The following is a 22,331-nucleotide window of genomic DNA, read 5'->3' as shown; positions in this document are numbered from 1 at the left end:
GGCGCCCCGGTAGGACATGCCCGACTTCCACATCCCCAACGACCCGCAGTGGCAGTGGGCGTACGACCTGATCCTCGTCGCCGTCGGCGAGGAGTACCCGAAGGCCGACCCCACCGCCCTGCGGGCCATGGGCGACGAGCTGTACGCGCTCAGCAGCACCATCCTCAACGGGATGGGCGCCACCGCCAACCTCGGCTACGGACTGGCCGGCAGCCTGTCCGGCCCGGCGATGGACGCGTTCCAGCAGTACCAGGTCGGAATCACCAAGAACGTGCCGGCGGGCGGCAACATCGCGCTGGCGCTGGGGGGCTCGGCCTACAACTTCGCGCTGGACTCGGAGAACACCCAGTACAACATCGTCATCGCGGCCTTCACCCAGGTCGTGGAGATCGCCATCGCGCTGGCCTCGGGCTTCGGCGCGGCGGCGGTGCCCGCTCTGATCAGGATCGGGCAGGAGATCGTCGGGGCTCTGATCAGCCTGTTCCGCCAGCGGCTGCGGAACCTGCTGATGCGGCTCGCCTGGGAGGCGTTCCAGGAGGGCCTTGAGGAACTCTGGCAGAGCGCCGCAGCCCAGGTGACCCAGATCATCGAGGGCAACCGCAAGTCCCTCGACTACAAGGATCTGGCGATAGCGTTCGCCGGCGGCGCGTTCATCGGGGCGGGCGTCAGCGGCGTCCAGATGATCGGCGGCAAGTTCTTCCCGAAGATCAACAACAACGTCCTCTCGCGGGAAGGGTTGTCGGCGCTCGCCGAGACGCTGTTCGAGGGTCTGTTCACCATGATGGTCGGCGGCGGCGGCTTCAACCCGTGGGCCACCATGACCTCGTCCATGATCGGCGGGATGGCCCACCACTACGCCACAGTGGTCGGCGAGAGCTACGGTCCCGGCGCCGGTGCCGGGGCGCCACCGCCGACGATCGAGACGAAGAACCTCACGACCACCGCGCCCACGCCGCCGCCGACGACGGTGGACGGACCAGCCGTACCCCCACCCGCCGGCTCTCCCACCGGCCCGGGCGGTCAGAACGGCGATCCGGGTCCCCAGCCTTCGGGCGGCCCGAACACCGGGGGGCCGCCTGCCGGGGGCCAGACCCCGGCCGGTCAACCCCCCGGCGGTCAGACCCCGGGCGGGCAGACCCCGGCCGGTCAGACCCCGGGCGGCCAGACCCCGGGTGGCCAGACCCCCGGTGGCCAGACCCCCGGTGGCCAGACCCCCGGTGGCCAGACCCCGAACGGGCAAACGGCGGGTGGTCAAACTGCGGGCGGCCAGACACCCAGCGGCCAAGACCCGGACGGCCAGACCTCGGCCGGCCGAGGCTCGGGCGGCCAGACCTCCGATGGTCTGGTCCCGGGCGGGCAGACCGCAGGCGGTCCTACCCCCGGCGGCCAGACCGCCGACGGCCGCGCCCCGGGCGAACAGATCTCGGGCGGACAGACCGCGAATGGTCCGGGCGTCGGCGGTCAGGTCGGCGACGGGTCGCACGGCGGCACCCAGAGCGGCGGCACGAGCCCGAACGGCGCCGGGAGCCAGAGCCCGAGCGGGCTCGGCGCCGCGGGACCGGGCACCGGCACCGATCCGCGTGGGGTCGGCGACCCCGCCACGGGCCCGGTCACGGGCGGCGAGGGAACGACACCGCGCGCGGACGCGACGGGCGCGCCGAGCGGCAACCCGGCGAGCACCGGTGCGCCCACGACCGGCACCCCGGCCGCCGTCGCCGACGTCACCGTGCCCCACGGCGGCGGCCTTCCCGGTTTCGACGCGCCGGCACCCGTGACCCCGCCCGGCACCACCGCCGGCCCGGCGGCAGTGGTGGCCGGCCCTTCACCGTCCACCGGCACGCCCGACTCCGGCACACCGAGCACCGGCTCGCCGACAGCCACCAGCACACCGTCCACGAGTTCGCCGGCCGGCGCCCCGAGCACCGGCCAACCGATCACGAGCACGTCGTCGAATCCGACGACCACCGGCCAACCGACCGGTGCCCCGCGTGACGTCGCCGGAGCCGCGGTGGCGCCTGCGCCGCCGCTGGCGCCCGGCGGCGGCATCTCGGTCGACGGTCCGGCCGTTGCCGCCTCACCGGCCACCGATACCGGTGCCGTCGCGCCGCCCTCGCCGGAGCCCGTCGTCGCGGCGCCCGGCCCGGTCGCCGCCGCGCCGGGCGACGTCACGTCGGATGCTCAGGTGCACGCCGACGGCCCCGGCACGGGGACGGACCGGCCCGGCGACCCGCAGACGGGTGCCGTCGACACCACGCCGACGCCGGACGGACCGACGACGGAGCAGCACGGGACCGCCGAGCCGACGCCGGCCCCTCCCGCGCCACTCGCCGGCACGGACCTTTCCGCGCCCACCCGGCCCACGCCGAGCCCGCAGTTCCAGCAGGCCAAGGCGAGCGCGGAGCCGAAACGGCTGCGCACCGAACGGTACGTGCCCTGGAAGAACACCGTCGTCCCCGGCACGCACCTGCTGCGCGGCGAGATCACGACGATCGACTTCACCACCCGGGAGTTCACCGCCGACGGCCGGGACTACCGGTCGTTCGACGTACACCTGGATCTGGTCTCGAAGAACGACCAGATGTCCCCGCGCGAGCTGCGCGACGTCGCGGAGACGGTGCAGCGCACCCTCGACGAGATGGTCAACGGCAGGTACACGCTGCCCGACGGTCGCCTGCTGCACATCGACCTGGTCGTCGACACGCCGCCGTGGCGCGACGGCATGACCCGCGACTGGCAGGGCGACCCGCGCCGGAACCCGCCGGTCGAGGTGACCTCGGAGAACGGGGCGAGCACCGACCAGCACCTGTGGAACACCGGCGACCGCCCGACCGTGATGGTGCACGAGGTGATGCACTACCTCGGGGCCAAGGAGGGTCACCAGCCCCCCGAGCACCTCTTCACCACTGCGCCCCGGCCGGGGGTGATGGGTGTCGACGTCGCCACCCTGCCGACGTCCCCGGAGCAGGCCGCGACCTCGGCCGGGCCGGTCGACTACCTCACCGCGCAGGATCTGGCGACGATCCACGACGTCGCACTGACCGCGGGACCGGTGCGCGACCTTCCGGCGCCGCAGGCGCCGCGCGACCAGACGCCGGACCCGTACCCGAACCCGCAGGTCCCGTCCCGCGCCCCGGAGCCACCGCCGCCACCACCACCGGCCGCCCTGGTGCCACCGCCCCCGCCGGGTGTTCCGGGCCCACCGCCTCCCCCAGGGATGCCCCCGCCCCCGGGCGCGCCCGGGCTCCTGTCGCCTCCGGCGACCGGACCGAATCCGGCCCCACGCACGGCGGACCTCTCCGCAGCCACGCTGCCACCCCGGCAGCAGCCCGTGCCGACGGCGGTCGGGCAGCGGCTCACCGCGAAGTACCAGGTAGTGCACGTCCTCGACCAGGGTTCGCCGGGCCTGGGTCACCAGGCCGCGACGGTCGCCATGCTCGACGGGCTGGCCGCGACCGGCTACCGGGGCACCGTCGTGCTGACCTACCCCAGCAACAAGACGCCGTACTACGCCGGGCAGCTCGGCCGGAAAGCCGACCTCGACGACCCGACGGGCTCCTACGACCTGTTCCACCGCGAGTGGACCGGTCGCCGGGGCGACATGGACGTCGTCATGCGACCGCAACAGCCGGCCGAGCAGACGCCCGCCGCCGCCCTCCGCACGGAGGTGAACTGGAAGACGAAGCAGTGGCCCGGCGCCGCACAGGCCGCCGGCTGGCAGAAGGAGCTGCAGCCGGGGTTCCGGAAGAAGGCGGAGGACGAGCAGAACAACACCCAGGGCCTGCGCCTCAACAAGGTCGGCCCGCTTCCCCCGGGCACGGTCCTGACCGTGCTGCCGGCCGTCGACGTGCCGAAGAACCACGACCAGTCGGAGATGACCGACGAGCAGCGTGAGAAGTGGTTCCAGGAGGCCTGGGTGGACCACCTACGCGACGCCTACGGCGACCACGACCTGCTCACGCTCCAGCCGTTCCTGTGGGACAAGTTCCCCCGCCGTTTCTACAGTCCGAACGCACCGGTGAAGGATCTCGACAGGATTCTGACCGGTGTCCCGTCCTACCGTGGCCGGCCGGCGGCGACCCCGCCGCCGAGCGCCGCGGCGGTCGTCAGGGCCACCGGCGGTCCGGAGGCCGGCGGCCCCGCGGACCTGGTCGACGACAAGGGCACGGACGTGGTGCTCGTCTACTACGGCAAGACCCAGGTCACTCCGGAGCACGGCGACGTGGTCGGCCGGCTGACGGCTGCCGCCCGGCAGGACCGACCGACCGTCGTCCTCGTGGTCGGTGACGAGAAGCGGACCTTCTCCCCGACCGGGGACCCGGTCCACATCGTGGCCCTGCCCCACCTCACGCCGGAACAGATGGCCGCGCTGCGCGAGCGCGCCACGTTCGTGGCCACCGAGGGCGCGAACACCTGGCAGGAGTCGTTCGCGGCGGGCAGACCCACGCTCTCCGTGACCGCGTCCGCCGGTGACACCCGCCCCTGGGAGCACGAGCCCGCGTCGTTCCGCGGCGACCCCGGGCTGAGCGATGGCCGCACGCTGCTCGCCCGGGCGTCGCACCACCTCCGTACGGGAACGGACCCGGACGCGCTGCGCGACTTCGTCGAGGACCGCGACGGCGCCGTCCGCACGTACTTCGACAGGTGGCGCGGGGCGCTCGGCGAGCCCGGCTCCGATCAGGTCGACCAGGCCCTGGCCACGGTCACCGGGCTGCCGCTGGACCCGGAGGCCCGCCCGCGCGCCGACACGTCGCCGAGCGCGCCCCCGATCGACACCGCCGCGCGTCAGCAGGGCGTCCCGCCGCCCCGGTTCGACGTGCCCAAGACCCGCGACGAGATCACCCAGGCACGCGCCGCGCAGCGCGACACCGCGCCGCACCGGGTCGCGAACACCAGCGCGTACGACGTCGTCGACCGGGGACTCCATCCCGACACCCGGGTGCCCGGCGTTGTGGCGCGCTCGTACGAGCAGGCCGGTCTGCCCCTTCCGGCGGGCGACCGCCCGCGCCCGCGCCTCGACGCGGTCGACAACCGCATCGCGTACGACCATCGGGTGCTGGACCTCGGCGACCGTAACGTGCAGGACTTCACGGTCAAGGTCTTCCTCGACGCGCGGGACGACACGGCGGCGTCCGCCCGGCCCGACATCCAGACCCGGGTACGCGACGCGGTCGACCGCGTCTACAACCAGGGCTTCCGGATCGGCGACGACCAACTGAACGTCACAGTGGAGTTCGTGACCACGCCCAGCGAGGCGCACGCCACCGTCGCGCTGCACGGCACTCCGGCACCGACCACCCAGACCACCTGGTCGACGCACTCGTCCGACCTCGATCTCGCGCACGAGATCGGGCATTTCCTCGGCCTGCGCGACGAGTACCAGGTGGCGAACCGCGCCCTGGACCCCACGTTCGTCCAGGGCGACACCTCGCTGATGGCGACCACCACGCCGGAGCACGATCCGGGGCTGCTGGCGCGCAACGTCGACCGGATCGCCGGTCAGCAGGGCGACGTGCTCTCGCCCGACCGCGGCGGGTTGCCGCCGCGGACGGCGCCGGTCCGCTTCGAGCCGGTACGGGTGGCGGGCGCCCGCAACGCGCGGTTCGACGAGCTGACCCGGCACACCCGCGAGGTCGGTCCGGGCGACTACCGGCAGGAGAGCGCCGTCCTCAAGGACGAGGGAGCGCCGATCGGGTTCGTCGTCAACTCGATCCTGCCCGCCGACGACGTCGACCAGATCCCCGAGGTGGTCCGCGCCATCACCGAAGGGCTCGCCCCCGGCACCACGGTCGCGTTCGTCTTCGGCGTCAACACCACGGCCGAGGTGCCCGACCTCGCCTTCCGGGACGCGGTCGCCCGGGCCGCGCGGCTCGCGGAGGGTCTCGACGTGCCGGTCGCGGTGAACGGCTACGCGGTCGGCACGAAGGGCGGCAAGTTCCCGTACGGCCGCACCCGCAACCAGGTGCTCCGCGACCCCGACACGGTGGCCGCGATCCAGGGTCTCGTCCAGGGCGGCCCGGCCCGCGAGGACGCGCGCTACCCGTACGTGTCGATCCAGGACTTCGATCTGGGTGCCCGTACGACGGCCGACGGCACACACGTCTTCGACCGCATCGACACCCGGACCCGCTTCGACGCGGAGTCGACCGGAACGCAGGACGAGCCGCCGGCCCGGCCTTTGATGATCTCCGGTGGTTACCGGGTCGGCGACACCGAGGAGCTGATCCGGCGTACCCGGGAGCGGCTGGAACGGCGTGTAAGCGACCACCAGGCGGGGATCGCGGAGCTCACCGCACGCGGCCCGGGCTCGCGCAGGGAACTCGGGATCGAACGGCAGAAGCTGACCGCCGCCCAGGAGGCCCTCGCCAGGTTCGACACGCAGGCCGGGCGGGACGCCTTCGTCCAGGACTTCACCGACGCCGTGAACGAGGACATGCGGTCCCGGGACCGGCAGGCCACCGTCCACCCGATGCTCCCGTACTCGCCGGAGCCGAACCTGTTCGTCGACGGCCTGCTCACCCTCGGCCGGCCCGAGGTCCGGTTCGGCGAGGCGGGCGCGGAGTTCCTCATGCTGGCCGAGAGCCTGCACCAGGCGTACGGCGAGGAGCTGGCCGTCGCCCACGGCGCGGCGACGCCGGCCGACCTGCCCGCGGACGTCCTCACCGTCGATGTCCAGGTCGAGTCGCAGAACAACAGGCATCCCGACCGCGATCTGGCCTTCATGACGGACTTCGTGGGCGCCGCCACGCCCACCGACCTGTCCCGGCTCGCGGCCGACTTCGCCGTCGGCAACTTCCTGCCGCAGTCGCACGCCGTGCCGACGAACGTCAACCGGCAGCTGTTCTACACCGAGGGCACCGGCTTCAAGGAGTACCGGGCCGAACTGCGCAAGCCGGCCGTCGCCGCCCCGAAGCCGTTCGCCGCGCCCACCGAGGTCGCACCCGGCTCGCAGACGTGGCAGCAGACGCTCACGCCGCAGCAGCTCCGGCAGCTCGGCGCGCAACCGCACAACCGCTACCTCACCGCCGTCTCGCTGCCGGCACCGGGCGCCGCCCCGGCACCGGACGTCCCACCCGCCGTCGACCCTGACCTGGATCCGGCGCGGCCGGCGCGGACCGTGGGCCTGCCGAACAGCCAGCGCCTCGTCGCCGCGCACCTGCTGGCGACGTCCGACGACTCCGGGACCGTCCAGCAGGAGTTCGCCGCCGCCACCGCCGTCGCTGACCGCGGCGGGCTCGGCCGGCAACCGGGTTCCCTCTACGACACGATCGCCGCCGAGCTGCCCGGCGACGACGCGGACGACCTGCGGATGCGCACGCTGCGCGCCGGCCGGGACGCGATGAGTCTCGACGAGGCCGCGGCGATGCGGCAGCGCAACCCGTACGACAACGGCCACTTCGTCCGCGCCGTGCTCGCCCCCGACCCCGGACCGCAGCGCCGCGACACGCCGATCGACGACGCCGAGCGGCGGCGCATCGCCAACGCGCACGACGTGGTCGAGTTCGCCGCCGCCCGCGGCACCCAGGTGCACCTGATCGTGTACGACGACCAGGGTGGGCCGCCGCGCGACCATCCCGTTGTCGGCGCCAGGCCGCGCGGCCGGCTGGAGCTGGTCCGCACGATCGACCCGACGGGCCACGTCACCTACGCACGCCGGGTGCCACCGCCGGCCACGGCGAGCGACACCGACAGCGACAGCGACTCCGGCGGCTTCGACCTGTTCGGCGACGGCGACGGCCACGGCGACTTCGGCGATCACGACAGCGGCAGCGGCAGCGGCAGCGACAGCGACAGCGGCAGCGGCAGAAGCGACGACAGCGACAACGACGACGCTCTCGCCACGTCCGCGCCGGCCGACGACCCGGCCACCCGGTCGACCGACGACGACACCACGGCAGAAGAGAGCGCCGAGGACGAGACCACCGCCGCGGAGGACACCCCAGGCGAGACCACCGCCGAACGGGACACCGCACGAGAGACCACCACCGGAGAGGACACCGCGGACGGCACGTCGCCGGCCACCGAGACCACAGCGCCGCTGCCGTCCTCCGACGAGGTACGCCGGAGCCTCTCGTCCTACCTGCGGGAGAGCCGGACGCTCGGGCTCGCCGAGCAGTTGCGCGCCACCGAGAACGCGGATCTCGGCGCGGCGCTGCGCACCCTCGACCCCGGCCTTGCCGACGACGTCATCGACGCGGTGGCGGCGGACAGCCGCGACGACGTGGACCAGTTCCTCGGCGAGGGCCGCCCTTACCCGGTCACTGTCGGCGGGCGCCCGGCCGAACTGCGGGTCACCGCCGTCCTCGACTGGGACGCGCTCACCGTGGACCGGGCCCGCGACGACAAGCGCAAGGTCACCGCCAAGACGCGGGAGAACCTCACCCACAAGCTGCGCCACAACCGGGACCAGCGGGTCGAGCCGAAGGCGACGGTCACCGCGATGCCCGGTGTCGTCGTCGGCGTCGGCGGTTCGATGCCGACGGCGCCTGTCACCGAGCACTCCGCCGAGCACAAGGACACGTTCACGTCCACCACCACGGTCAAGGTCGACGGGCTGACCGAGGTGACGGTGCCGGTCCGGTTCGTCGCCCGGCTCGTGCGGCCCGGCCGTCCCGCCGCCGGACCGGTCGAGGCCTCGGGCACCGTCGCTCTCGCCGTACACACGGGGTTGCGGACGGGGGACGCGACCGCGCCGGCCGCCGCGGAGAGCACGCTCGGCGCGCCGGTGCCGGACCGGTTCGGAGTGGAGAGCGTCCGGAGCCGGCCGGCCGAGCCGGACACCACGTTCTTCGACCAGGTGGAGGCGATCCTCGCCGAGGACGGCATGGCCGACCTGGTCCGGATCGGCGCACCCGGCCGCCCGGTGATGCAGAAGCTGCTCAGCACGGCGTCGTTCTCCGGCAGCCTGCCAAAGATGGTGGTCACCGACCCGGCCAACGTCCACGACGGCTGGGTGCGGTCGGGTGCGCTGCCGCGCGCCGCGCGCACCGGCTGGCGGCGCTTCTTCCCGGGCCGCGCCCGGCAGGTCGAGGTCCGGCTGGTCGCCCGGCACGTCGAGGAAGTGGAGCGGGTCGAGGGGGTGACGCACATCGACACGGCCGCGCTCGCCGGCGAGGGCACCAGCGGCGCCACCACGAAGCGGCCGTGGGGCCTGTGGGGTCTCGGCGGCGCCGGGGTGGACGCCGCGCCGCTGAGCCTGGTCGTGGGGCCGCGGGCCGGCGGCGGCCGGGAGCGTGGCGCCACCCAGACGATCGCCGAGCGGACCGGCGGCAAGCAGACGGTGACGGGCAACGCGCCGGGTGTCCGGTACCGGGTCGAGTACGGCGTGCAGGTGCGCGTCCTGGGCCGCGCGCCGCGGATGCTGTCGGGTTCCGTCGACGCGCTCCAGTGGACCACCGGCGACCGGCTGCCCGGCACCGCGCTCGACCCGAACGGCCGGGAGTGGCGCGGACGGCGCGGCGCCGCCCGCACCCACTTCGCACCGGCCCGCGTCGAGCAGGGCCAGTCGTTCGGCGGCGCGTACCTGACCCGGGTGGGCGACCGGAGCCTCTACGAGACGGTCGTCGAGGCGGTCCGCTCGACGCCCGGTCACAGCCGGTTCCGCCTGGCCACGCCCGAGGAGATGCTGCGGCACTTCGGCGACGCGCGGCTCGCCGACGGGCTGACCCCCGAGCTTCAGGCGGCGCTGAACCGGGACACGGACCTGAAGACCCAGCTCTCCCCCGACCAGTTGCGTCACCTGGCGGACCGGATCGTCGGGCCCGGGCTGAAGATCCCGCTGATCCGCACCGGCACGTTCCACGACCACGTCACGGTGGTGACCATCCGGGGCAGCCTCGGCGACGTGTCCGACGGCGACCTGCTCGACCAGGACAAGACCGGCACCGCCGACAAGCGGACCGCCCGATCCACCGTGACCAGCGCCCGCGACGACAGCCGGTCGGCCGAGCTGAGCCTTGAACCCCGCGTCCTGGGCCCGCTCGGCCAGGCCGCCTCGACACTGCTCGGCGGGCCGCGCGCCGCTGTCACCTGGGGCACCACCGACGAGAGCGCCGTCACCGGCGGGCAGTCCACCGAGAGCGACCACGGGCCGGCGCTCGACGACGAGGGCAAGCCCACCGGGGTACGGCTGCGCGAGTTCGCCGCCACCCTCGACCTGACCGTCACGACCCGGTCCACGGTGCGGGTCAACCAGGCGGGGCGGCAGCTCTCCCTCGGGACGTACGGCCGGGACGTGCCCACCGTCGTCGCCTCGTCCGAGCAGCGTCCCCGCACGCACCGCCTCGACGTGCGCATGCTCGTCCCGGAGACGCGGGTCTCCCGGCAACGCCCGGACGCGGAGCCCAGCCCGGCCCCCCGCGACGTGCACACCATCGCGTACCCGCCCGCGTTGAGCCGGATGACCGGCGGACCGCACGACCTCGACGGACGCCCGGTGGAGTCGTTCGTCGGCGCCGACCGGTTGCAGGAGGCGGTGGTCGAGACGCTGCGCGAGGCGGCCCGGGACGACGTGTACGCCGTCGAGGACGGCCGCGTCTCCACTGTGGTCGCCGACGAGCTGTCACCGGAGCGCCTCACCGGTGACGCCGAGCTGTTCAGCCGCCCGCTGGCACTGAGCAACCTGTGGCACGGCCGCCGGGCCGCCGACGCCCGCGCCGACGTACGGGTACGGCTGAGCCCGACCAACCCGAGGGTGCTCGACGGCGCCGAGTTCGCCCGGATCAAGCGGACCTTCGCCAGCGGCACCGCCCGCAAGTCCACACGCGCCCGCGCGGTCGAGCTGAGCGTCTCCGGCACCGGCGTGGCGTCGGTCAGCGGGCCGGTCGCCGACCACGGCGGCAGCACCGGCCGGCCCGGTGGCGCCGTCATCCTGTCCGTCACGCCGTGGCGGCGGGCCTGGGGCCGGATCAGCGAGCGCAGCGCCTCCGGGGTCGCCAAGCTGCGCCTCAGCGGCGGCCGGGCCGAACGCGAGCTGCTGGTACAGGTGGACGTCGAGGCCGAGGTGGTCGCCGAGGCCCGGCACGACAGCAACCTGCGTCCGCTGGGACGCTGGCCCGGGTCGGCGGCCCGGCGGGCCGGCCGGCGACTCACCCTGCCCGGCGCGGTCGTGATGCGGATGACCCCGGCGGAACTGAAGCGACTCCAGGACCGCGACCGCGTCCGCCGGCACGGCACCGCCGACGTGCGCCTGCAACTGCGGCACGCGGAGGACGCCGAGACGCTGCGCGCGGACCAGCGCGAGCAGCTCGCCCGGATGGAGCGCGAACAGGACACGGAACGCGGGAACCGGCTGCGCCGGCAGCACACCGAGCTACGCGACGCCCGCGCGTACGTCGACCGGGTCCACCGGGACCGCGTCGTCGGCGAGGCGGCCCGGCAACTCGTGGACCGCTCCTTCACCCATCTCCAGGAACGCCACCGGCGTGAACTCGGTGAGCTGACCGAGGCGCACAGAGCGGCCACGGAGGCGCTGCTGGCGGCGCAGGAACAGGAGCGGGCCGCGCAGGCCGAGCAGCAGCAGCGGGAACGCGACCTGGAACGCGAGACGCAGCAGCGGCAGGACGACGAGGCGGCCGGCCCCGGCACACCGGCCGACGCGGCACAACCGGAGTTCCGGCCCGCGCCGGAACGATCGCTGGGCATCGGCGGCGTCACCACCCACGTCGACCTCACCGACCGCATCCCGCACCTGCGGCGCGCCCTGGCCCGGGAGTCCAGCGAGGAACTCGCCCAGGCGATCCTGCCCACCACCCGCGACCGCGGCCCCGGCGACCCGATCCGAGGGCTCGGCAGCACCGGGTTCCTCGGCGCCGCGCACCTGCACCTGGCCGACGCGCTCAACGGCGGCCGGGGCGACACGGTACGGGTGGAACGGCGGTTCCGGGGCGCCACGTACCACGTGACGCTGACCGCCGAGCCGGTGGCGAAGCCGAGCTTCACCGGCATCGCGCTGGTCGACGAGCTGTCGGTCACCGACCGCTCGGTCGTCGGCGAGGCGCAGACCCGCACCACCTCCCGGACGGCGGCGCAGGTCACGCTGACCGCACGGGGGCAGGGCACCGAGACCGACCGGGTCCAGGACGACTCCACCCGCGCCACCGGGCACGGCCCGTCCTCCGGCACCGTCGCCGCCGGCCTCAGCGGCACCGCCGCCCTCGGCAACCAGAACACCAAGACGACCGAGCGCACCGGCCGGACGTACGAGCAGTCGCTGACCGTGTCCGGCCCGGTGCCCACGTACCGCGGGCCGGTCCGCCTGACCGTCACCGTCACCGGACGCGGGCTGCCCGAGGGCGGCGTGTCGATCCAGGCGGTCCGCGACGTCACCACGTACTCGGGGACCGAGGGCAGGCCACCTGCCGTCTCCGGTCCGGTCACGCCGGTGCCCGCCGGGCAGACCACCGACGAGGGCCGGCGACAGTGGCGCGAGGCGGCCGGCTTCGACCGGCTGCCCGAGCCGGGCCGGTTCGCCGTCCAGGACGTCCTGGTCGACCTGCCCGGCCTGCACGAGGCGGCCCGGCAGGCGCTCATCGCCTCCGGCGCCGACCCCGGCCGGGACGTCGACGCGGCGCTGCGCAGCACCCTGACGGTGAGCCGGAGCAAGGCGCTGCCGGCGATGCTGAACGGCGCGTTCCCCTTGCCGATGCCGGCCGGGCTGGGCCGCGACCTGTTCCTCGACGCCCGCCTGGTGGCCCGTCCCACCCTCCTGCGCGCGGACGCCACGGTGAAGATCGGCGGCTCGGCGAAGCGCAACGCGGACACCGAGTACGAGCAGACAGCGGGCAGTTCACTCACGGTGAAGACGGCCGGGCCGCTCGTCGTCGGCGGGGTCGGTCATCCGGGTGGCGCGAGCCGGGTGGGCGAGCGGCAGGACTTCGCCGCCGTCAACGCCTCCTCGCTCGTCGAGCAGCAGCTCTACCGGACCGACCCGGGCGCCCAGGTGAAGGACGAGGGCACGGTGGCGGTCAGCGCGACCGGCAAGCCGGACCGGCGCACCGACCCGGACGACAAGATCACCGCCGCTGTCGAGTACGACGTCGAGTTCCGTTTCATCGCCCGTTCCCGTGACGGTCGGCACCGGGGCGGCACCGAGGTGCGGGTGCCGGGCGGTTTCGTCGTCCGGCTGGACGAGGCGGCGGCCCGGGACGCCACCGGCCGGGACCTCTCCCCCGCGCTGCGCGCGTCCGCGCTGGCCGTCGCGGACGCGGCGAAGAAGATGTCGGAGGCGGCGGCCCGCCTGGACGGGCTGACGTCCCGGACGGACACGACTCCGGAGGCCGTCGCCGAGGCCGAGCGGGCCCTGACCGAGGCCGAGAACGCCTGGTGGGACGCCTACCACGCGCACGAGGCCGAGGTGGCCCGGCCACCGGCCCCGACCCCGCCGGTGGACGTGCCGGCCGCCGAGGTGGCCACCCCCACCGCGCAGGCCCCTGTGGTCGGCGACCCGGTCGACGTCACCACCGGCCGGGTCGTCTACACCGAGGTCGACGCGCGGCTGCCCGGGCTCACCCTGGAACGGACCCACCGCTCCGACTACCGGTGGGGCCGGTGCTTCGGCCCGACCTGGTCCTCCACGCTGGACCAGCGCGTCGTCACCGACGACACGTACGCCCGCTTCCTGGCCGCCGACGGCTCCATCCGCACGTACCCGATGCCGGCCGAGGGCGGCGAGGCGCTGCCGGTCGTCGGCCCGGGCGGGCCGCTGCGCCGGCTGGCCGGCGGCGGCTGGCTGCTCAGCGAGCGGGGCCGGTCGCTGCTGTTCGCGCCGGCCGACGCGCACGGCGACGCCTGGCTCACCGACGTCGTCACCGACGGCGCCGGATGGCGGATCGAGCGCTCCGCCGACGGCACCCCCGCCCTGCTGCTCTCCTCGTCCGGCCTCGTCGTGGTGCCGCACCTGGCCGGTGGGCTGGTCGTCGGCGCGCACGTGCGCGCCGGTGACGACACCGCCGACGACGTGGTGCACCTGCCCACCTTCGGCTACGACGACAGGCGGCGCCTGGTCGAGGTACGCAACTCCTCCGGCCACGAGACGCGGCTGCGCTACGACGAGGCGGGCCGGCTCGTGCGCTGGCAGGACCGCAACGGCGAGTGGTTCGGGTACGACTACGACGAGGCGGGCCGCTGCGTCCGGGCCGGCGGCGGTGGCGACTGGCTGCGCTACTCCCTGCGCTACCACGACGGTGTCACCCACGTGACGAACTCGCTGGGCCAGGTGACCCGGTACGAGTACGACGAGCACCGCCGGGTCACCGCGATCGTCGATCCGCTGGGCGCAACGGTCCGGCAGGAGTGGGACGCGGCGCACCGGCTGCTGTCGCGTACCGACCCGCTCGGGGGCGTCACCCGGCTCGACCACGACACGCGCACGCTCACCCTCCCGGACGGCTCGACCCGTCCGGTCCCGCCGCGCCGGCCGCCCGTGCCCGCGGACGACATCGAGTTCGACGCGCTCGGACGGGTCCGGGCGACCCGGGCCCCGGACGGCGCGGTCACGACGTACGGCTGGACCGCCGAGGGGGACCTCGCGTGGCGGACCCGCCCGGACGGCTCCACGCAACGGTGGTTCTACGACGGTGAAGGGAATCTGGTGGACGTCATCGACGCATCAGGAAGGGCGGTGAGCTTCGAGTACGGCCCCTTCGATCTGCCCACGGCACGGGTGGACCAGGCGGGGAACCGCACGGAGTTCACGTACGACACGGAGTTGCGGCTCACAGCGGTGACCAATCCGGCGGGTCAGGCGTGGCGCTACGAGTACGACGCGGCCGGCCGGCTGAGCGGGCAGACCGACTTCGACGGCCGTACCCGGCGTTACGAGCACGACGCCGCGGGCCGGCTGGTCGCGCACACCGACGCCACCGGCGCCGTCACCCGCTACCGCTGGGACGCGCTGGGCCGGGTCGTCGAACGCCGGGCCGGCGACGCCGTCACCCGCGTCGAGTACGACGCCGACGGTCACGTCGCGGCCGTGCTCAGCCCGGACGCGCAGGTGCGCTTCACCCGCGACGCGAACGGCCGGGTGGTGTCCGAGACGATCAACGGCCGGACGGTGCGCACCTCGTACACCGCCTCCGGCGCGGTCGAGACGCGCACCACGCCGTCGGGCCGGTCGAGCCGGTGGACGTTCGACGCCGACGGCCGCCCGGCGAGCCTGACCGCCGGCGAGCACCTGCTCGGCTTCACCCACGACGACGCCGGGCGGGAGATCGGCCGGACCATCGGCGGCCTGGTGGCGCTGCGGCAGACGTTCGACGCGGCTGGCCGGCTCACCGGTCAGCACATCGCCGGCGGCGCCGAACGCCGCTACGCCTACGACGACGCCGACCGCGTCACCGCGATCGCCGACTCACTCGCCGGTGACCTGACGTTCACCGCCGACGACACCGGCCGGATCCGGGCCGTCGACGGCGACGCCCCCCAGCGCTACGACTACGACGAGGCCGGCAACCTGGTCGGCGCCGGCGGCGGGCGCTGGGAGTTCACCGGCACGATGCTCGTGCGCTCCGACGACGCGTCGTTCTCCTACGACGCGAAGGGCCGTCTCACCGGCCGGGTCGACGGCGCGGGCGCGTGGCGCTTCGAGTGGGACGCCGAGGACCGGATGGTCCTGGCCGTCACCCCCGGCGGCGACCGCTGGCGCTACCGCTACGACGGCTTCGGCCGGCGCATCGCCAAGCAGCGCCTGGGCGACGGCGACCAGGTGCTGGAGGAGGTGACCTTCGCCTGGGCCGGCGACCTGATCCTGGAGCAGACGCACCGCGACGCCGCCGGCGCCACCGCCACGACCACGTGGGACTACCGCCCGGACGCGCCGGTGCCGGTCGCGCAGACCGACGACGGCGCGGTCCGCGCGGTGGTCACCGACACCATCGGCACTCCGACCCACCTGGTCGAGCCGGGCGGCGGGCTGCGCTGGTGGTCGCGGGGTGACCTGTGGGGACGCGGCGCGGACCGCACCGCGATGCCGCTGGCGTTCCCCGGCCAGTACGTCGACGCCGAGACCGGCCTGCACTACAACCGGTTCCGCTACTACGACCCGGCCACCGGCCGGTACGTCAGCCCCGACCCGCTCGGCCTGTCCGGCGGCCCGAACCCGACCGCGTACGTCTCCGACCCGCTCACCGTGGCCGACCCGCTGGGCCTGACCAGTTGCACGCCCGCCCCGACGACGCCGCACCCGCTGGCCACCGTGGAACCGGCGCTCGCCGCGCCCTCCGACCAGACGCCCAGCAGCCTGCCCACGAACCCGGCACCGCCGCCGCCGAGCGCGCTCTACGGCATGCCGACCTGGGTGACCGAGGAGGCCGAGGACTCGGACGGCGTGCCCTCCCGCGGCTGGGCGCTGCGGGAGACCCCGACACCGCCGCCGCCGAACACGTCGATCGGCCAGATCACCGCACAGGCCCAGTCCTGGTTCGACAACGTCGGCTTCGCCTCGCAGGCGACGCTCGCCGACACGTCCACGTCGGCGTACCAGAGCTACCAGGGCATCCGCGAAACCATCCGGACGAGCACCGGATACGCGCCGCGCACCGGCCCCCGCAGCAACCGGGATCTGCACTTCAACGAGCCGATGATCGGCAACCGCCCGTACAACAGGGCCGACGGAACCGGACTCGGCGACCGGATCGGCGCGGAGCGGGACGGCGGACGGCGGACCGCCGGCCAGATCGCGAACTTCCTCCGGGGCCTGGCGTCGCCCGACTCCATCGAGAGCCAGGCCGGGCGGGAGTTCGCCGCGGTGGTCTCGTTCGCCGAGGAGGCGCGCGGCTACACCCAGGAGCGTCACGAACTGGCCAACGCACTCCAGGAGATCCACTCCCTGGCGCGCTCCGGCCGCGCGCGGCACTACTGGGAGAACGTCGGTTCCTGGTACGGCCCGGCCCGCGTGGGCTATGCCAGTGAGGACTACGTCCCGCCGGCGGACCGCCCCCGGCCCGACCAGTTGATCACCGGCCCGCGCCGCCCGCAGCGGATCGTCCCGCGCGAGTACGAGGGCGCCGACGCGGAAACCGGCACCGGCCGCCGGGACCGCAGCGACAGGTCGCGCAGCCCACGGGACCAGAGACGCCCCGGCGGCAGCAGCCACCGCCGGGGCCGCCGCCAGGAGTACGGCTTCCAGGCACCGCAGACCGCTCCGGCCGGCCTCGGCCCGGCGCCCGCCGCGACCCCGGCGGACACCACCACGCCGCTGGCCGAGCAGTTGGCTGCGGCACAGGGCGACCCGCAGGCACAAGCCCGGATCCTCGACACCTTCCGGGACGCGCTGTCGCGTCCCGTCCCGTTGAGCAACGGGTCGACGTTGCAGATCATGGCGGCCAACTCGCACGGCGCGACCGGCGACACCGCCGCCGACCTCGCGACGCTCGACGACGCGGACCGGCGGCACCTGCGTCAGATCCACCAGTCCCGCGCCGCCGGCAACCAGAACGACTGCATCACGCTCACCATCGCGGTCGACGGCTACCGGCAGTCCGGCCTGGTCAGCCAGATCCCGCCGCAGACGCGCCCGAGGGACCTGAACGAACTCCAGAAGCAGTATCCGGGGCGCGCTGTCGACGAGGTCGGCACCCTCCAAGGGCTGGTGGACGCGCTCGGCGCCATGCCGAACGGCACCACCGGCATCGTCGGCTTCCGCACCGGCGGTCCCGGCACCGTCGGGCACGTGGTGAACGTGGTGAAGGACTCGCGGGGCCGGGTGACGTTCGAGGACGCCCAGGTGCCCGGTCTGGCCACGCTGCCGCAGATCGGGCCGGACGGTTCCGTCGTCCTGATCCGGACCAGCGACCCGGTTCCGAGCCCGGCCGGCGACGTGGACATGGCCTCCGTCCGTGACAGCGACAGCGACGTGGACATGACCTCGGTCCGCGACAGCGACAGCGACGTCGACATGACCTCGGTCCGCGACGCCGACAGCGACGTCGACATGACCTCGGTCCGCGACGCCGACAGCGACGTCGACATGACCTCGGTCCGCGACGCCGACAGCGACGTCGACATGGCCGACTTCTCGCCGACCACCGAGACGTTCGCCGGTGTGGCGCCGGAGGCGGTGGCGAAGACCACCGCGCAGACGCCCACCGTGGGTGACCCGATCGACGTCACCACCGGCCGGATGATCCTCACCCACACCGACGCGGTCATGCCGGGGCTCACGCTGGAGCGGACCTACCGCTCCGACTACCGGTGGGGCCGGTCGTTCGGCCGGGCCTGGGCCTCCACGTTGGACCAGCGGATCATCGTCGACGGCGATCGGGTCCGGTACCTGGCCGCCGACGGCTCGCTGCTCACGTATCCGCTGCCCGCCGAGGGCGAGGTGGCGCAGCCGGAGACCGGCCGGAGGCTGCCGCTGCGCCGGCTGGTGGGCGGTGGCTGGCTGCTGACCGATCCGACGTCCGGCCGCAGCCTGCTGTTCGCCGCGGCGTCGCGCACCGAGTCGGTGCTCACCGACGTCACCGACGGCGGCGTCCGCTGGACGATCGTCCGCGACCGCCGGGGTACGCCGACGCGGCTGCTGTCGTCCACCGGGGCCACCATCGCGTTCACCTCGTCCGCCGGGCTGGTCACGATGGTCTCCCTGCCCAACGCGGCCGGTGACCTCATGGTGGCGTCGCAGTTCGGCTACGACGGCGACCTCAACCTGATCGAGGTGACGAACTCCTCGGGCGACCCCGAGCGCTTCACGTACGCCGACGGGCGGCTGGTGCGCTGGGAGGACCGCAACGGCGAGTGGTACACGTACACCTACGACGAGGCCGGCCGCTGCGTGGCCACCGACGGCAGGGGTGGCTACCTGCGCTACCGGTTCGACTACCAGCCGGGCCGCACGGTGGTGACCGACTCGCTCGGCGCGGTGCGCACGTACGAGCTCAACGACCGCTTCCAGGTGGTCGCGGAGACCGACGCGCTCGGCGCCACCACGCGTAACGTCTGGGACGAGGCGTACCGCCTGCGGTCCACCACCGACCCACTGGGCCGCACCACCTCCAGCGAGTACGACGCGTTCGGGCGGCTGGTCGCGGTCACCCGGCCGGACGGCAGCCGGTCCACCACCACGTACGACGAACTCGGTCGCGCCGTGTCCTGGACCGACTTCGACGGCAGCACCCGCAACCGCCAGTTCGGCCCGGACGGCCTGATGGTCGCCGAGGTGGACGCCTCCGGTGAGGTGGTCCGGTACGAGCAGCCGGCCGCCGACGGCCGGGGCACGACCACCCACGTCGGCACGACCGCCGTCGTGCACGATCCGGCCCGGCAGATCACCTCGGTGAGCACCGGGCAGGGCGAGACGGAGTACGTCCACGACGCGCTCGGCCGCCTGTTCAGCATCCAGGACGACACCGGTCTCACCGAGTTCGGCTGGACGCTGGAGGGTGACCTGGCCTGGCGGGAGAACCCGGACGGCTCGGTCGAGGAGTTCCTCTACGACGGCGAGGGCAACCTGGTCGAGTGGGTCGACGCCACCGGCCGCCGGACGTTCCGCGAGTACGGCGCGTTCGACCTGGTCACGGCCGAGATCGACGACGAGGGCAACCGCACCGAGTACGCGTACGACACCGAGCTGCGGCTGGTCCGTGTCACCAACCCGGCGGGTGCGACGTGGAGCTACACGTACGACCCGAACGGCCGGATGGTGTCCGAGACCGACTTCGACGGCCGCACCCAGCGGTACGTCTACGACGCCGCCGGCCAGCTCGTCGAGCGCACCGACGCGGCCGGCGAGATCACGCGCTACGCGTACGACGTGCTCGGCCGGGTGGTGGAGCGGCGTACCGGCGAGTCGGTGACGCGGTTCGCGTACGACGCGGCGGGACGGGCCGTCTCCACCGCGGACGACGACTCGCAGATCCGGCCGGAGCACGACCCCGCCGGCCGGGTGGTCACCGAGACGGTGAACAGGGCCGCGGTGACCACCTCGTCCGGCGGGCCCCTGCCGGAGCCGCGGACCGCGCCAGTACCCCGGCGGTGATCCGCCGGCCCGCCCCGGCCGTCACGGCGGCCGGGGCGGGCACCCCGTCCGACCACCATCGACAGAGAAGGACTACCCGATGAACGCCGACGACGCCCGCACCCGGGCGCAGGCCGCGCTGCGCCGGCTGGAGAACCCGGCGCAGCCGCTGAGGCTGCTCGCCCCGGCCGCGCCGGCCGAGTACGAGTGGTGCTGGGTGTACCCGTTCAACACGGTCCGGGCCACCGAGACCGGCAACATCATGGACACGCTCGCGGTGGGCCCGCTGGTGGTGCCGAAGAACGGCGCCGAGCCCTGGGTGGCGCCGTCCGGCCCGCCGCTGGAACGCTGGCTCAACGAGTACGCCGCGCGGGAAGGGCTGCCCGCGGTGCCGGTACCGGCCGCACCGGACCCGTTCGCCTGAGCCCGGACGGACGGCCCGCCGCGACCGTGCGAAGCGGCGGGCCGCCGCCACCTGGAGGAACCATGACCGACAGCACCGAGCCGCTCGGCTCGCTGCTGCGCCGGATGATGCGCGGCGACGCCCCGATCGAGCAGGTGCAGTCCGCGCTGCGCGGCTCCCGGCTCGACCTCGCGATGAACGGCGACGGCCGCCCGCTCGTCGTCACCTCCTTCGACGACGTACGGTGCGTGGCCGTGGCCACCTCGGCCGAGGAGCGGGCGCGTACCTTCGCGCCGGAGTGGCGCCCGGTCGAGACGGCCGAGCTGGCCGAGCTGCTCCCGGACGGCATCGACGTCCTGGTCGACCCGGGCGGCCCCGAGCCGGTACGGCTGGCCGCCGCGCTCGTCTGGCACGCGCTCCTGCTCGCGGACGAGGACACCGGATGAGCGACGAGGAGTTCCTGTTCCTGCTCGACCCGGAATGGCCGGCGGGCGAAGAGGACGGCGAACCGCCGTTCGAGGCGGTCCTCGGCGGGTGGCAGGTGGGTGAGGACGGCGAGGTGGGCGAGTTCCGGCAAAACCCGGACTACCTCCCCCACTTCCCGGACTCCCCCACCGACCCGGTGGACGCGCTGCTGCGCCTGATCGCCGCCGGTGCGGCCCAGCCGGCGCACCTGCCGGCGGTGCTGCGCGCGTCCACCCTGCACCTGGCGGTGAACGGCGACGGGCGGCCACTCGTCGTGCCGGTCGAAGACGACGAGCGGTGCGTGGTGGTCGCCACCGGCGAGCCGCACCGGGAGCGGGTGCCCGCCCCCGGCTGGCGGCTGCTGGACCTGCCGGAACTGGTTGCCGTGGCCGGTGAACGCGACGCGCTCGTCAACCCCGGCGGCACCGCGCCGGCCCGGCTGGCCGCCGCCTTCCTGCGCGAGACGGCGGCGACGCGATGAGCGCCGGCCCGCTGCACCTGCTCTGCCTGCGCGCCGCCGGCCGGATCCCGGACCGGGAACTCGCCGACCTGCGCGCACGGCTCGCCCGCGGTGACCGGGGCGCCTGCGCGGCCGGGCTGCTCGGCGCGTTCCCGCAGTCCGCGGCCGAGATCGCGACACTGACCGCGCTGCTGCCCCCGGAGACGCCGCTGCTGCCCGGCCCGGCGGCGGACGAGGACGTGGACGCCGACCCGGCGGCGGTGTTCATCCCGTTCCCGCCGGCCGACCTGCCGCTGTACGCGACGGCCGCGCCGCCGGTGGTGGACGAGACAGCGGGCGGCACCGTGGACGGCCTCGACCGGGTGCTGCTCGACGTGCTGGACCCGGCGCACACCGCCGGGGTGTGGCGCTGCTGGCGGCTCACGCCGGGACCGGACGACACGGTGGACGCGGTGCGCGTCTACCTGGTCGAGGCGACGGCGCCCGACGACGAGCTGCCCGTGATCGCCGACCGGGGGCAGCGGGTCCTCGCCGACGCCGGGCACGCCGCGCCGGTCGAGGTCTACCGGCACGACCTGCCGCTGCCCGCGTACCAGTGGGCGGCCCGATCGCGGTCCGCGCTGATCTGGGCCCCGGAACCGCCCGTCGAGGTACGCCTGGCCGCCGACGGGGACGCGCTGATGCCGGTCGACGACGACGAGGTAGCGCCGTTCGTCACCCACCTGCGGTCCACGCCCGCCCTGACCGCGCACCTGCGTACCGACGGCGTGTGGGTCTGGCCGGCCGACGTGGCCGACCGGCTGCTCGACGAGGGCGCGCTGGCCGACGAGGGTCTGCTGTGGCACCTGCGGCGGTGCCGGGCCGATCCGCCCGCGCCGGCCGGCGCGGTCGCCGTCCACCGGGCGTTCGCCACGCTGGTACGCGCCGGAGCGCTCTGACGGGTGCACGAACGGCCCCGGTCGCGGTGTCTCTCGGGCACGAGCCCCGGCGTCGCGCGGCGCTCCCGGCGGCCGGCGTGGTCGAATGCCGACACCCGCCGACGAGGACCCGAGGAG

5 protein-coding genes are annotated in these 22,331 nt (G+C 74.5%); all 5 read left to right on the top strand.

The window, feature by feature from the left end; all coding sequences use genetic code 11:
- Nucleotides 1-16: 16 nt before the first annotated feature.
- The 5 genes from ACFYON_RS08110 (at nucleotide 17) to ACFYON_RS08090 (ending at nucleotide 22,214) form a co-directional block, all read left to right on the top strand.
- On the top strand, nucleotides 17-19,969 hold the full coding sequence (locus tag ACFYON_RS08110; protein ID WP_387320681.1) for a DUF6531 domain-containing protein: 19,953 nt from the start codon (nucleotides 17-19) through the stop codon (nucleotides 19,967-19,969).
- 79 nt (nucleotides 19,970-20,048) lie between these two features.
- A complete protein-coding gene (locus ACFYON_RS08105; protein ID WP_355095958.1) occupies nucleotides 20,049-20,372 on the top strand; it encodes a YrhB family protein in 324 nt (107 codons plus the stop codon).
- Between the two features lie 62 nt (nucleotides 20,373-20,434).
- On the top strand, nucleotides 20,435-20,797 hold the full coding sequence (locus tag ACFYON_RS08100) for a type VII secretion system-associated protein (RefSeq protein ID WP_355095956.1): 363 nt from the start codon (nucleotides 20,435-20,437) through the stop codon (nucleotides 20,795-20,797).
- The gene (locus tag ACFYON_RS08095) at nucleotides 20,794-21,297 is read left to right on the top strand and encodes a type VII secretion system-associated protein (RefSeq protein WP_387320679.1); all 504 of its coding nucleotides are present in this window, start codon (nucleotides 20,794-20,796) and stop codon (nucleotides 21,295-21,297) included. Before ACFYON_RS08100 ends, ACFYON_RS08095 begins: the two co-directional genes overlap by 4 nt.
- Nucleotides 21,294-22,214, top strand: a complete 921-nt coding sequence (locus ACFYON_RS08090; protein ID WP_387188653.1) for a hypothetical protein — start codon at nucleotides 21,294-21,296, stop codon at nucleotides 22,212-22,214. Before ACFYON_RS08095 ends, ACFYON_RS08090 begins: the two co-directional genes overlap by 4 nt.
- The last annotated feature ends 117 nt before the right edge of the window (nucleotides 22,215-22,331 follow it).

The organism is Micromonospora sp. NPDC005686 (genome assembly GCF_042871665.1).
Taxonomy (GTDB): Bacteria; Actinomycetota; Actinomycetes; order Mycobacteriales; family Micromonosporaceae; genus Micromonospora.
This window is presented reverse-complemented; position numbering and strand designations above follow the sequence as displayed.

Coding starts and splice junctions, on each gene's coding strand:
- ACFYON_RS08110 (WP_387320681.1), top strand. CDS start 17: ATGCCCGACTTCCACATCCCCAACGACCCGCAGTGGCAGTGGGCGTAC.
- ACFYON_RS08105 (WP_355095958.1), top strand. CDS start 20,049: ATGAACGCCGACGACGCCCGCACCCGGGCGCAGGCCGCGCTGCGCCGG.
- ACFYON_RS08100 (WP_355095956.1), top strand. CDS start 20,435: ATGACCGACAGCACCGAGCCGCTCGGCTCGCTGCTGCGCCGGATGATG.
- ACFYON_RS08095 (WP_387320679.1), top strand. CDS start 20,794: ATGAGCGACGAGGAGTTCCTGTTCCTGCTCGACCCGGAATGGCCGGCG.
- ACFYON_RS08090 (WP_387188653.1), top strand. CDS start 21,294: ATGAGCGCCGGCCCGCTGCACCTGCTCTGCCTGCGCGCCGCCGGCCGG.